At 64.1% G+C, this 13155-nt stretch carries 11 protein-coding genes; 5 read left to right on the plus strand and 6 right to left on the minus strand.

Annotation, left to right across the window (positions count from 1 at the left end; genetic code table 11):
• The first annotated feature begins 9 nt into the window (after positions 1 to 9).
• The gene (locus TX78_RS04770; RefSeq protein WP_044494109.1) at positions 10 to 1542 is read left to right on the plus strand and encodes a sensor histidine kinase; all 1533 of its coding nucleotides are present in this window, start codon (positions 10 to 12) and stop codon (positions 1540 to 1542) included.
• Position 1543: 1 nt separating this feature from the next.
• Here TX78_RS04770 and TX78_RS04775 read toward each other — a convergent pair whose 3' ends face one another.
• Both TX78_RS04775 and TX78_RS04780 read right to left on the minus strand, forming a co-directional pair.
• The gene (locus TX78_RS04775; RefSeq protein WP_028463811.1) at positions 1544 to 1792 is read right to left on the minus strand and encodes a WhiB family transcriptional regulator; all 249 of its coding nucleotides are present in this window, start codon (positions 1790 to 1792) and stop codon (positions 1544 to 1546) included.
• A gap of 259 nt (positions 1793 to 2051) precedes the next feature.
• Positions 2052 to 3323: a phosphotransferase family protein gene (locus tag TX78_RS04780; protein WP_044494111.1), complete on the minus strand. Its 1272-nt coding sequence runs from the start codon at positions 3321 to 3323 to the stop codon at positions 2052 to 2054.
• Between the two features lie 160 nt (positions 3324 to 3483).
• Between TX78_RS04780 and TX78_RS04785 the strand changes: the two genes are divergently transcribed.
• The 3 genes from TX78_RS04785 (at position 3484) to TX78_RS04795 (ending at position 8977) form a co-directional block, all read left to right on the plus strand.
• Positions 3484 to 4965 (plus strand): sensor histidine kinase, encoded by a 1482-nt coding sequence (locus TX78_RS04785; protein WP_044494457.1) that lies wholly within the window; start codon positions 3484 to 3486, stop codon positions 4963 to 4965.
• Positions 4962 to 5621, plus strand: a complete 660-nt coding sequence (locus TX78_RS04790) for a response regulator transcription factor (RefSeq protein WP_044494112.1) — start codon at positions 4962 to 4964, stop codon at positions 5619 to 5621. Before TX78_RS04785 ends, TX78_RS04790 begins: the two co-directional genes overlap by 4 nt.
• A gap of 230 nt (positions 5622 to 5851) precedes the next feature.
• Positions 5852 to 8977: a PT domain-containing protein gene (locus TX78_RS04795; protein WP_044494114.1), complete on the plus strand. Its 3126-nt coding sequence runs from the start codon at positions 5852 to 5854 to the stop codon at positions 8975 to 8977.
• Between the two features lie 102 nt (positions 8978 to 9079).
• Here TX78_RS04795 and TX78_RS13680 read toward each other — a convergent pair whose 3' ends face one another.
• On the minus strand, positions 9080 to 9538 hold the full coding sequence (locus tag TX78_RS13680) for a hypothetical protein (protein ID WP_147640420.1): 459 nt from the start codon (positions 9536 to 9538) through the stop codon (positions 9080 to 9082).
• A gap of 162 nt (positions 9539 to 9700) precedes the next feature.
• On the opposite strand from TX78_RS13680, the gene TX78_RS04805 reads away from it, so the two are divergent.
• The gene (locus TX78_RS04805; RefSeq protein WP_044494116.1) at positions 9701 to 10108 is read left to right on the plus strand and encodes a hypothetical protein; all 408 of its coding nucleotides are present in this window, start codon (positions 9701 to 9703) and stop codon (positions 10106 to 10108) included.
• A 46-nt stretch (positions 10109 to 10154) separates the two neighbouring features.
• On the opposite strand, the gene TX78_RS04810 is transcribed toward TX78_RS04805, so the two are convergent.
• The 3 genes from TX78_RS04810 to TX78_RS14185 form a co-directional block, all read right to left on the minus strand.
• Complete coding sequence (locus TX78_RS04810; protein ID WP_044494118.1) at positions 10155 to 11303, minus strand: phosphotransferase; 1149 nt, start codon at positions 11301 to 11303, stop codon at positions 10155 to 10157.
• Complete coding sequence (locus TX78_RS04815; protein ID WP_044494120.1) at positions 11300 to 12649, minus strand: phosphotransferase family protein; 1350 nt, start codon at positions 12647 to 12649, stop codon at positions 11300 to 11302. Before TX78_RS04815 ends, TX78_RS04810 begins: the two co-directional genes overlap by 4 nt.
• Positions 12646 to 13155 (minus strand): ATP-binding cassette domain-containing protein (locus TX78_RS14185; protein ID WP_233722164.1); only part of this gene is annotated, 510 nt, incomplete at its 5' end. The genes TX78_RS14185 and TX78_RS04815, both read right to left, overlap by 4 nt.

Genomic DNA, 13155 nt, shown 5'->3' on the forward strand with positions numbered 1-13155 from the left:
GGAATACCGATGTCTGTGCTGAGTGACCGACTGGATAACAATCCGCATCTGCTGAGCTCAGATGTGGAGTGGATTCATGCACTGGTCAGTGACTGGCAGCTGCTCTCCGACCTGGCCTTCTCTGACCTGGTGCTGTGGTTCCCGCATACCGAAGACGGCGTGATCGCAGCTCAGGACCGCTCCTATGTGGCGCTGGCCCAGGCCAGGCCCTCCACCACCCAGACGCTGATACACCGCGATGTGGTGGGGGACCGGATCCGCGCGGACCTGAAACCCATGGTGGAGCGGGCCTGGGTGGCTCAGGTGGAGACAAACTCCTCTGACCAGGGGCAGCCATCGCCGGGGCGGATGCGGGTCACCGCTGTCCCGCTGGTCCGTCCCGATGCCCACGGCCGCCCACGCACCGTCGCGGTGATCACCATGCACTTCTCGGTCTCGGCACTGCGCACACCTTCCCGGCTTGAACTGACCTACCGACGCTGCGCCGCCGATCTGCTCTCGATGGCCGCCGAAGGAGCCTGGCCGGATTCAAGTCATGAGTTCACCGGCTACTCCGGGGCACCGCGCGTAGGTGATGGGCTGCTGCGCCTGGACGCTGAAGGGCAGATTACCTTTGCCAGCCCCAACGCAGTTTCGGCGTTGCTGCGCTTAGGGGTCAATGACACTCTCGAGGGCCGCTCGCTGGCGGGTATCGGGGCAGAGCTGCAGCGAGCCACCGGGGTGGTGGTGGATGAATCCCAGCCGCTGATGCTCACCGGCCGACGCGCCATGCGTGCTGAACTGGAGGCTCACGGGGCCGCCGTCACGCTGCGGTCTATTCCGCTGCGCCGCGAAGGCAAGCGGTTCGCCGCCCTGGTGCTCTGCCGGGACGTCACCGAGCTGCGCCGTCGGGATAAGCAGCTGATGAGCAAAGACGCCACCATCAAGGAGATCCACCACCGGGTGAAGAACAACCTGCAGACTGTCTCGGCGCTGCTGCGCATGCAATCACGCCGGATGGATTCCCAGGAGGGGCGCGAGGGCCTGCGCCGAGCGATGCGCCGGGTGGAGACCATCGCGATGGTGCATAACTCGTTGTCCCAGGGACTTGAGGACACCGTGGATGTCGATGAGCTGATGCGACGTCAGCTGCGGCTGGCGGCTGAGATGGCGGAGTCTGACAGGACCGCGGTGACCGAGCTGGTGGGCAGCTTCGGACAGCTGCCTCCAGATATGGTGACTCCGCTGGCACTGGTGCTGACTGAGATTGTCGCCAATGCGGTGGAGCATGGATTCAGCGACGATCCTGAGCATAAGACCATTCACGTGTCTCTGCGGGTGGACCGGCATACTGATGCGGCTGGCCGGCAGCGGTTGGATATTGAACTCACCGACGACGGCGTGGGCTTGCCTCAGGAGGGCTGGGAGCCTGGCCTGGGGCTACAGATTGTTAAAACACTGGTGCGCGGAGAGCTCTCGGGATCCATCGCCTGGGACAGCAGCCCGGCGGGGACGAAAGTAACTCTCCGCGCACCAATATTGGGATCAGAGGAGCGCAGCTGAGTCAGCTCGCCCGACGTGCCCGTGCGGCACGCCGCTTGAGGGCGCGACGCTCGTCTTCGCTCATTCCGCCCCAGACGCCGGCGTCCTGGCCGGTGTCCAGAGCCCACTGCAGGCAAGTATCCATTACAGGGCAGCGACGGCAGACGCTCTTGGCTTCTTCAATCTGAAGCAGAGCGGGGCCGGTGTTGCCGACGGGGAAGAACAGCTCGGGATCCTTATCAAGGCATGCTGCTCGGCTGCGCCAATCCATTGGGGATCACTACTCCTTGGGCACTGTCGTCTCAGGGGCGGGACGCCAGTTGGTCATGGGTGCTTCAGCTTGAAACGCTGCAGCAGGCCTGCGGCGGCGGTCATCCTGGTGCGAGAGTGGATGCCTCGAGAGCTTCGGGGCCGCAGGAGGGCTACTGGGTTTCGCTGAACGGGTACCTATCAAGGCTGGCATGTTACGCGAAGGCAAACAAGACCTCTCAATGGGTGAATTTTGCGTAAACTGTGTGTGATTTATCACATCAGTTTTTCTGGTTCTGGCCCATGATGGGCAAGCTGCCCGCTGAGCTGGGACGATGCAGCATCGACTCCGCTGTGGACAGAAAGTGCTCGAACTGCTCGGGCCTTCTGGCTCCAGGTGCCAAGGTAAGCAGGACCGCGGCCGTCCGGGCTGCCAAGTCATCGGGATCATGGATGGCGGCCAGGTGATCCCAGAAGAGCTGGATATGTCTGTCTACCCCAGCGTAGCCCTGTGGATCAAAGCTGGGAAGGGCGAGCATATGCGCGAAGAAAGTGGCGGCGTCGTCGGCGGCGTAACCCGGACCTACCGTATCGGTGTCAATGAGGGCACTCAGCGAGGTCGCCTGCTGGTCGACAAAGAGGTTCGCCGGGTGGAAATCGCCGTGGATGGGCACCAAAGGGCCAGGCTCGGGAAGCAGCCTCTGCCGGATGCCCAGCAGCAGATCATCGACCCGCTGTGTCGGTGCGCCCTGGGAGTGCAGCACTGGGCCGAAAGCCTGCACGCGGGAGGCCGCGGAGACCTTTGCGGGTAGCTGAAGTGCCTCAGCGCTGATGCTGTGCAGAGCCGAGAAGATCAATTCGGGGCCTATCTGAACTGCTGGATCAGGTGCGGTGGGTCGGTAGAGATGATGAGTCAGCGGTATGCCACGGGCGGCTTCACTGACGAGTATCCCGTCTCCGGCATCCCAGAGAGGTGGGGCTAACGCGCAGCTGTCGTGACGCTGCAGAAGGGTTCTGGACCGGCTGGGACGCACGGTTTTGATGTAGACATCCTCCACCGAGTCTGCCCCTCGCTGGAGGGTGAACCGGTGTACTGCTCGGCGCAGCGGGCGCAGCACCAGCAGCTCCCCGGAATGTACCTCCACTGTGGTTCCCCAGATTCTGCGCAGCAGTCTCGGAAGCGCCTGCTGGTCTTCCACCAGCACCAGACCTGGAAGTGCGGGGTCCTGCGGGAAGGCCCAGAGATGCAGTGCCCCAAGTGGTGAGTCCAGTCGAACCGCCTGCAGGGCCGCGCGCTGGTCATCGCTGAGCTTTACCGTGGAAATGATGAGCATCAGCTTGGCCCCGCCGGAGTCGACCAGATATTTGGCGCTGGTCTCTGCACCGGGGCGGGTGTAAATCTGTTCTAGCCGCCACTGGCCCACTCGAAGGCCAGCGGAACTCAGTGCCAGCTCCAGCAGCTCTCCGGCCTCCTCAGAGCGCAGCAGCTGCTCCAGTGCAGCCTGCGGTGCGGCCTGGTCTCCGTGACCGGAGTCTCCCATGGCAGAGATCATGGTCCTATTTTTACCGCCTGCGAATGAGAAAACTCTCATGGTTTTTCATTTCCGAAGCCTCGCAAGAGAATGAGAAACTAAGCGGGTGGTCCCGGAAGTCAGACAGAATCTCCCAGAACAGCAGGCCACGGGTCGGCGTCGACTCAGCCAGAGCTGGAGCATGCGCCAGATCAGCGTGCGCTCCCGCATTCTGATGGCGGTACTGGGGTTGGCTGCACTCGGTCTGGTGGTGGCCGGATATACAGCTTTTGCTATCCAGCAGATCCAGGTGGAATCCCGGATAAACGCCGAACTGCAGGCTGACTCCGAGCAGTTCCGATTACTCCACGACGTCGGCGTTGACCCGCGCACTGGTGAGAGCTTCTCCTCCCCGGCAGACCTCGTGCATATCGCCATGCAGCGCATTATCCCCACCCGCAACGAGGGTGCGGTGGGATTTGTCGACGGCGAGGTCGCCTTCACCTCCGCAGTGGCCCCGGTGGCACTGGAGGAGGACGCTGAGCTCGTCGAGGCTCTGCGTCCCTATGCACTCTCTGACCGGGCCAGCTTCACCACCATCAGCACCTCGCGCACCACCTACCGGGCCGCCGTCGTCCCCGTTCACGCCCAGACCACTGCCGAAGACATCGATGGACAGGACCATGAAGTAGCCACCTTCGTCCTGGCCTATGACCTCACCGCCGAACGAGGAGTCTTCGCAGACGGCTTCATCATCTATGCCATTGTCGCCGCCTTCTCTCTAGTGGTGGTGGCCGTGGTGGGATGGATTGTGGCAGGCCGCGTCCTGCACCCAGTGCGCGTACTCGCAGGTGCTGCTCGGCGGATTGGGCGCGAGGATATCAGCGAGCGCATCCCAGTGGCAGGCGGCGATGATCTGGCGGAAATGACCAGAGCAGTCAACGAGATGCTCGAGCGCCTTGAAGGGGCCTTCCGTGCTCAGGACCAGCTGGTGGCCGATGTCAGCCACGAGCTGCGGACTCCGCTGACCATCCTTCGTGGCCACCTGGAGGTGCTTGATGTAGGAGATCCCGCCGATATCATCGCCACCCGGGAACTGGCCATCGATGAGCTGAAACGGATGAACCGGGTCGTAGATGACCTCACCACGCTGGCTCAGGCCGAGCATCCTGAATTCGTTCAGCCCCAGCCCACTGATATCGGCACCCTCACAGATGAAGTCTTCGACAAGGCAATCGCCTTGGGGCCCCGGCGGTGGACCATCGCTGAACGCACCGAAGCGGTGGCGATGCTGGACCGCGAACGCATCACCCAGGCGTGGCTGCAGCTTGCCGCCAACGCCGTGAAGTTCTCTCCCGAAGGCTCCGTTATCTCCTTGGCCTCGCAAGTGCAGGGCGATGACCTCCTGCTAAGCCTGCGAGACCAGGGCGAAGGGATCGCCGAGGAGGACCAGCAGCGAATCTTCGAGCGGTTCGGCAGAACCGATAAGTCCAAGCCTGGGTCCGGGTTGGGGCTGCCCATCGTCGCAGCGATAGTCCGCGCACACGGCGGGCACGTAGTGGTCGAGTCACAACCCGGAGCCGGCGCGACCTTCACCATGGTGATACCGGCTGGCATTGTGGAAGTCTCCGGATCCCAGGAAGGCCCGAGCGAACCAGACACAGAAGGGGAGGCTCCCGCATGACCTCAGTGCTGATCGTAGAAGATGAGGACCGCATCGCGTCCTTCGTGGAGAAGGGGCTCAGCTCTGCCGGCTACGCCACTGTGCGTGCCAAAACTGCAGGTGAAGGGTTCGAGTTCGCGCTCAACACCAACGTTGACCTCGCTGTTCTTGACCTCGGTCTGCCCGATGAGGACGGCCTGAGCCTGCTGGCGCGGCTGCGCAGCCGTGGTTGGGGCGCCCCGGTGATTATCCTGACAGCCCGCGGGGCGGCGGCAGACACCGTGCGCGGACTGGAGGCCGGAGCCGATGACTATATGGCTAAACCCTTCAGTATTGATGAGCTGCTGGCCAGAATCCGGCTGCGCCTGCGCTCAGGGTCAGCTGAGGAGCCGACCACGTTGACTGCAGGTGCTTTGACCCTTGACCTGCACGGTCGCACCGTACGCGTCGACGGTGTGGAACACGAACTGTCCTCCAGAGAATTCGCCCTGGCGGAGACCTTCATGCGCCACCCGGGGCAGGTGCTCAGCCGTGAGCAGCTGCTGGAGATGGTCTGGGGCTACAGCTTTGATCCGGGTTCCAACTTGGTGGATGTCTATGTGCGGTATCTGCGCGCCAAAATCGGTGCCGAAGCCATCCGCACCGTCCGTGGTGTGGGGTACCGGCTAGACGTCTGAGCACCACGCCATCGGCCGCAGAAGTTCCCGAAGCCCTCCCCTTCGGCGCATGGCGCTGCTGCCTACTGCTCGCACACCCCAGTGCTCCCTGGGAGTTCGCCCAATAGTTACTGGGAGTTCACTTTGCTCTGATTCGCTGACAGGCGTTTGCACCCGGTCGCAGAGCCCTTTGCTGGTCTGCGCGGGGCCTGAGCCCAATCGCTGTCTGTTGATGAGGAATGTCTGCTTTTATGAGCACTCAAGCTGACGCTGTGCACCCACAGCGCGCACGTATCGTCAAAGGTCTGGTCAGTCTGGGAGCGGTCGGTGCGCTCTTGGGCGCCCCGTTAGCCCCCGCCACTGCCACAACTGAACCTGTAGCGGACCCGGAGGTTCCCGGTAGTCAGTCGGTGGTCGGCATCGAGCAGCTGGCTGTTTCCGTGGTCGGGGACGGAACGCGCACCGGCAATGAGGCAGTTCCAGTCAGCATCCACCTGTTCAACCCTGATGGGACGCTCAACGGCGTCACCGGCATTCCCTACGCAGGGGATGAGGACGGTCAGCACCGCTTCGTGCTCGGCGCTGACCGGGATCAGGCCGGTGCCCTGCAATTATCGGCGGACGGCTCCACCCTGGTGATCGGCGGCTATGACGCCGAGCTAGGCGCAGCCACCAACGGTGCGCTCAGCGAACTGGGCACCCAGCGGGTGGTGGCGGCCATTTCCGCAGACGGCAGCGTGGATGTCTCCACCTCCCTGGCAGGTGCCTTCAGCGGCGGTCATATCCGCGGCGTCGCTGCCCTGGACAGCACCCGGTACTGGGTCGGCGGGCATGGCAATAACGATGCCCAGGCGCCCTATGATGCCGGCGTACTCACGGTTGAAGCCGGCGGAGATGACCCCGCCGTCGTCGTGCCTGGCAACTCCGGGCAGTTGCGTAACCACCGCGTGCCCGGCATTTACGATGGCCAGCTCTACGTCAGCTCCGACCGCTCCAATTACAGCGGCATTGTTCAGATCGGCAACGGAGTGCCCACCGAGACCATTGCCGAGGAGGAGTTCGAGGTGATCGCTGCCACCCCCGAGGGGCGTGATGTGCCGCATGACTTCGTCTTCGCCGGGGAGTACCTCTACGTGGCCTTCACCGAGGGTGATGAGCCCGCGCTGGTGCGCTACGCCGAGGTCAGCGGTTCCTGGGAGCCTGACTCCGCCTACCCGGGTGAATTCTGGGGTGTGGAGGCTGCTGAGACTGAGGACGGTGTGGCTGTTTATGCAACCCGCGGCTCCGGGTTCGGCAACGAACTGGTGCAGATCCTGGACACCAACGGCCTGGATGAGGCTTCCTCCCAGGTGATCGCTACCGCAGAGGAGAACTACGCGTTCCGCGGCGTCGCCTTCGCCCCCGGCTTTGCGCCCGGTGGAGCCGTCGAGCTTGAAGACCTCGAGCTGCTGCCGGCCGATCTCGACTGGCAGGTCCAGGTGCCCTACGGGGAGGGTGATGCGCTTTCGGCAGTGCTCGGGGCCGACACCAACCCGCGGGCCCGATTCGAGCTGACCAGTGAGGAGATCACCGATCTCGGTTCAGCTGAGTTCCAGGTCAGCAGTGCCGATGAGGATGTGGTGACCGCGGACGCCGTCGTCATCAAGAACCACGACGACGGCACCTACAGCTTAAGCGCAGAGCCGCAGTCAGCAGGTATCACCGAGCTGCGGATCACCGCGACGCTGGAGGGCGAGAAGATCGCCGAATCCACGCTGCGCTACTGGGTCTCCGAGTCCCTGCCGGAGGAGAGCGCCCTGGCACATGTGGGTATGGCTGATGCCTCCACCGCCCAGGATGTCGGCGACGGGCATCTGCTGGTGGCTGACGACGACAGCCTCGGCATCCGTCTCTACGGACCCACCTTTGACGTGCCGGTGAACTTCTTCCCCATCCAGGGCGAGGACCACGAACACATCCCCTATGAGCGGGCGCCCGGCGAGACGTGGGACATGGAGGCCTCTGCTCGGATGGACGACACGATCTTCTGGATCGGTTCCATCGGCAATTCGCGCTCCGGCAACGTGCGGCCCGACCGGGATACCATCGCCGCCACTGAGCTGACCGGATCCGGTGCCGAGACTGAGCTAGAGACCCTGGGGTATGCTCGCGGCTTCAAGGACGCGCTGGTGGCCTGGGATAACGCCGATGGCCACGGCCTGGGCGCGGGCGCTTTCGGCTTCGAGCGGGCTGTGCAGCCCGGCTACTCGGTGGAGGGCCCGAACAGCCTCAACGTTGAAGGTGCGGCCATGGCACCTGACGGTCAGTCCCTGTGGCTGGCCTTCCGTTCCCCGCTGGTGGATCCTGAGGCCGGGGTCGGCAGCAATGATGTGCCCGAGAGCGCCGGCGATCACGCGCTGATCGTCGAGATCGCCGACATCTACGATGTCACCGTCAACGGCGCTGAGATTCACATCACCGATTACCACCTGCTGGACCTGGGCGGCCGGGCCATTCGCGGCATGGCCAATACCGGGGACGGACACTACGCCATCCAGGCGGGCTCCGCCGACGACGCGGGCAACTTCGCCATCTTCGGCTGGACCGGGGACCCCGACGATGCTCCGGTGGAGTCGGTCAACCAGATGGGCATGGCGTGGGACAAGGACGGCTCCTACGAGTCGCTGCCGCTGGTTCCTTCACTGCAGGATGGCACCAGCATCCGGGTGGTGCAGGACGTGGGAACCGTGGATCTCTACGACAACGGGATCGAGGCCCAGAGCTTGACTCCGGAGTTCATGAAGTTCTTCAGCCACGACTACGTGCTGGACTTCCAGGGCGCCTTTGCTGAAGAGGGCGCAGATCCCGATCCCGCCCCGCAGCCTGAGCCGGAGCTCACCCTTGGCGCAGAGCGGATCGAAGCCGGCGAGGAGATCACTGTGAAGGGCGCTGGCTTCAGCGCAGGAGAGCAGCTGCTGCTGCAGCTCAACCCGGAGCTGGGCACTGTGGAGGCTGATGAGTCCGGTGAGTTCAGTGTCACCGTGAGGATTCCCGAGGACATCCCGGCTGGCGACTACATGTTGCGGGCGCTGAACTCCGACGGCGATGTGTTGGCCGAAGCTCCGTTGACAGTGACTGAATCTGCACAGGACGAGCCCACCGGGGTGCCGACGGATGAGGCGACGGTCGATCCGACCACGGATCCCACGGCTGATCCTTCGCAGACCGCCACAGAGTCCCCCACTGCCTCGCCCACTGAGCCCGGTGAGGCGGGTACTGACGGGCTGGCCCGCACCGGCGCTGCGATCGGCGCGGTCTTCGGCGGCGCATTGCTGCTGGTGCTGCTGGGGCTTGTGATGCACCTACGAGCACGTCGCAGCGGCCAGTTCACGGACTAGAACGCGTCCTGCCAGATCACGAGGCCCCGGTCAAGAACAACCGGGGCCTCGTTGGCGTCCGGGCTGGGTCTACAGTGCAGTCCCGGGCCGCGTTGCCGAAGTTCAGGAACTGGGGGCCGACGGGGCAGACCAGCTCTGCGCGCTCGGGGCTGACCAGGAGGACACCGGAGCGGCTGTGCGGGTCTGCGGCGGAGCAGGTACCACTGTCTGAGTCTGCCGTGGTGCTTGGGTGCTCGGCTGCGGGGCGGGGGCTTCCTCGGCGCGCTGCGGAACCGGAGTCTCAACAGCGCTGCGTGAGGGGGCGGGTGAGGAAGCCGACTCTGCCGAGGGCGGCGTCGCCGGTGAGGCGGTGCTGGTGGCAGTGGGGCTCGGGCTCGGGGATTGGCTCGGGCTCGGGGACTCGCTGGGACTCTCACTCGGGGAGGTGTTACTGGCAACGGACATAGCCGGTCCCAGATCCACCTCGGTGGGATTGCTCATCGCATGGGCCAGCGCAGTGCCGCCGCCGAGGGCCACAATGCCCAGCGCTCCGGTGAGGACCCACGTGCTCTGCTTGCTCATCTCGGAAGCGTTCCTCTCAGCCCCTAGGGCTGTAGATCTTCTTATGACACTACCGATCCTCGCCGCCCACTATGAGAGCACCAGGAGAGTGAGATGAGAGTTTTCTCATCTGCCGTCAGGTTCTGCCGTAGACCCGGGACAGGCGGGTGATTCAATAGGGGCATGTCCGAAACACCTGCCGCGGCGCGCCCCCTAGCTATCTGGATCGTCTACCTCATCCTTTTCTTACAAGGCGCGGCGGTGATCCTGTTCACCATAGGGTCGGTCCTCACCTCCGAGGCAGCGGTGCTGGACACAGCCGGGCAGATCGCCCTGGTGGTGCTGTACCTGTTAGCCGGTGTGGTGCTGATGATCCTGGGATTCCGGATTTTCCTGGGCGCAGCTGGTGCCCGCACTCCGACGATGGTGCTGCAACTGCTGCTGGTGATCCTCTCCTTCAGCTTCTTCGCAGGCGGGACCCCGTTGGTAGGGGTGATCTTCCTGGTGCCCGCCGCCGCGGTGCTGGTGCTGCTGTTCACCCCGGCTTCGCAGAGCTGGCTGGAGATCAAGTCCGGACCCCGGTTCAGTTGAACAGCTCAGCTAAACAGCTCAGCTAAACAGTTCAGCTGAGCCGAACTCAGCCAGTAGTACTGACGGCGGCACGCAGCCCGGCGGCCAGCTCCGCGTACTGCGGACGCACCGCATACACACAGCCCAGGCGCAGCAGTGCGGCCTGCTCATAGGTTCGCAGGGTCTCTTCGGGGACTGCCGTCGCCTCGGCGGTCTGATCGATATGACTGATGACGACGTCGGCCTGTTGTGCAGTCCACACGCCCTGGCACCTGCGAAGCCGCGCGTGAGCGCGCAGATTGCCAAGGTCCAGCGCCGGATCCGCCAGGCATGCAGTGTCCACATCCAGCAGACCCGGCCCTTGGGGTGACCACAGCAGCTGTTTATCGTGCAGATCCCGATGGCAGACCCTCAGCTGCGCTGCAGGAAGAGCCTGCAGGTGTGCGCCGAGTCGCCGCGCAGCCCGAGCCGCGGAGTCAGCGTCGTCAATATAACGTGAGACCTGGCTGATCCAGGACATGAGCAGTGCGGCCTCATCGGCAGCACTGTGGACCGGGATGCTCTGCCGGGTTTGCGCTATCCCGGCACTCTCGGAGCGAGTGACTGCCTCATGCCAGGCCTGGAGAACATCGCGCCAAGCGGTGTCCCATAGTGTCTCGGGAAGCGCGGCAGCGTCATGGAGCCCTACGCCGTTGACACTGGAGAGAATCACTTCTGAGTCACTGTGGTGGAGCACCTCCGGGGTGACGAAGGGTCCGGAGAAAGGTCCAGCACGCTGGATGCCGTCCAGGATGCCGCTGGCTTTGCCGCCTTTGACCACTTTAACGTAGCTGTTCTCCTCAGCGAGGTGGACCACCGCGCGCTTGGCCGGACGATGTGAGACCACCCTGCCGCGCTGGGCCCACTTCCAGAGCGTCTTCAGCTGCGGGTCCTGTCCATAGGTCAGCAGCTGGAGCCGTTGTTCGTCCCACCAGCCAGCCCGCACTTCACCGCCGGCCTGTGCTTCACCCCCGGCGAGGGCCTCTACCGCCAGCAGAGCATCAGCGTTTTTGGCGGGCCAGGCGCGCTGGATCTGCCATTCGGTGTTGTCGATGGTGAGCCAGCGCGGGGGAAGCGCATGGGGAGACCCGCGCTGCTGCGTCAGCTGTTCGGCGGGAATGGCACGAGTCTGCGCAGCAGAATCGGCGGTGGCATTGGCCGTACTGGGGGTGCTCATCGCAGGATTGCCTCCTCGGCGCAGGTGATGGCTGCGGTGATCAGCTGCGGCCAGTTCTGCTCCCTGTGGCGGAAGGGATCAAGCGCCCCGGTCAGATGTGAGTAGGCCTCCCACGCGCTTAACAGGTCAAGGTCCAGCTCATCGGCACTGATGCCCAGCTGGGTGGCATAGCCGTGCAAGAAAGGTTCCACGAGCTGCGGCAGGCCCTGACGGAAGCACGTGGCTGCCCAGGAGCCCAGGTCTCGCAGGGGGTGACCTATTCCGCTGCGTTCTAAATCGATGAGCCGGATTTTATGGCTGTTCGGGGCAGCCAGAATGACCTGGTCAGCTGAAAGGTCTCCATGCAGTTCACAGGGAGCGAGCAGCTCAGCGTGTTCGCGCCGGCCCAGCGCCGCCTCACGGAGTCTGCGTTCAATGACCTCTGCCAATTTCTCAGCACGTTCACCCAGCCACGGGGCGAAGCGCTGGATCGGCGCCACAGCCTGGGTGGCAGACACTGGCAGGACCTGCAGTCGGCTGCCCGCGGCCGCGTCGTCGTTGTCAGTGTTCAACCTGGTGGTTGAGTGCAGGAGTGCCACAGCCGACCCTGCGCTGTGAGCCGCGGGCTCGAAGGGGTGATGGGTGAGGTCCCCGACACCCCACATGGGGGTGATCACCGCGGTGTCACGCTCGCCCAGAGCCTTCGCATTGGTGACAGGCACTCCCAGTTCGCGCCAGCGCGCGGTGGTCTCCAGGAGCTTGGCAGCACCGGATTCCACCACGCGCACCACATGGCTGGGGCGGCCCCGGGGGCCTACTGCGGCGACTACCCGACGGCGTGGGTTATAGCGCAGCATCTCCCAGTGGGCGCCATCCTCACCGAATCGCTGACTGGTGGCGGCAAAGGCTGAATGAAGCGCAGTGGCCAGGACCGGATCTGCCCAGACCGGACCACTGAACAGCCACGGCGACTCATCCTGGTGGACGTGCAGAGTCTCACCGACCCTCGCCGCCCGTTGAATAGCTTTGGTGAATTTATCCGCATCAGTGGTCAGCGCCGCATAACCGTAGGCACCGCAACGGTCCACAAAGGTCACCACCACAGAATGGTCGGGTTTGATGCGCAGATGCGTGATGCGGACCTGACGGGTCAGCAGCTCGGAGAGCTTCGCTGGATTCAGCAGCAGCTCAGCTCCAGGAAGCTGGGCAGAGCGTGCAGCCCAGACATCAGCCTGATCAGCACTGGGCTGCTCAGCACTGGGCTGCTCAGCGCTGGACTGCTCGAGGCTTGGCTGTTTGAGAGTCGGCTGCTGGTCGCGCGCCTGCTCGAGCTGGTGGACGCGGGGTAGTTCGCCGGTGACACTCATCGGGCATACTCCTTCGCAGGGTGGATGGGCACAGCCGAAGCAGCTTTCACCTGCTGCTGGGCCTGGAAGCGGGTGTTCTCCTTCGCCATCGCTTCTTGCTGGAATGCAGCCCAGCGCGAGAGTTTGCTGTCTGGATCGGCCAGCAGGCTTTGGGGCGCGCCGTCTTCCACAATGCGCCCACCCTCAAGCCACAGCACTCGGTCCAGGCCCTGCACGGTGGAGAGCTCATGGGTAATGGCAATGGTGGTTCGCCCATGGGTCAGCTCCCGCAAGGACTCTTCCACCAAGTGTCGCGACGCCGGGTCCAGGCCGGAGGTAGGTTCATCCAGCAGCACGATCGGTGCATCACGGACCAGCGCCCGGGCGATGGCGATGCGCTGACGCTGGCCGCCGGAGAGCGTGTCACCGCGGTGACCCAGCACCGTCTCGTAGCCTTCGGGAAGGGACAAAATGAACTCGTGAATACCGGCACGGCGGGCTGCTTCGATGATTTCCGGATCGGTAGC

This window comes from Nesterenkonia massiliensis, assembly GCF_000455245.1.
Lineage (GTDB): Bacteria > Actinomycetota > Actinomycetes > Actinomycetales > Micrococcaceae > Nesterenkonia > Nesterenkonia rhizosphaerae.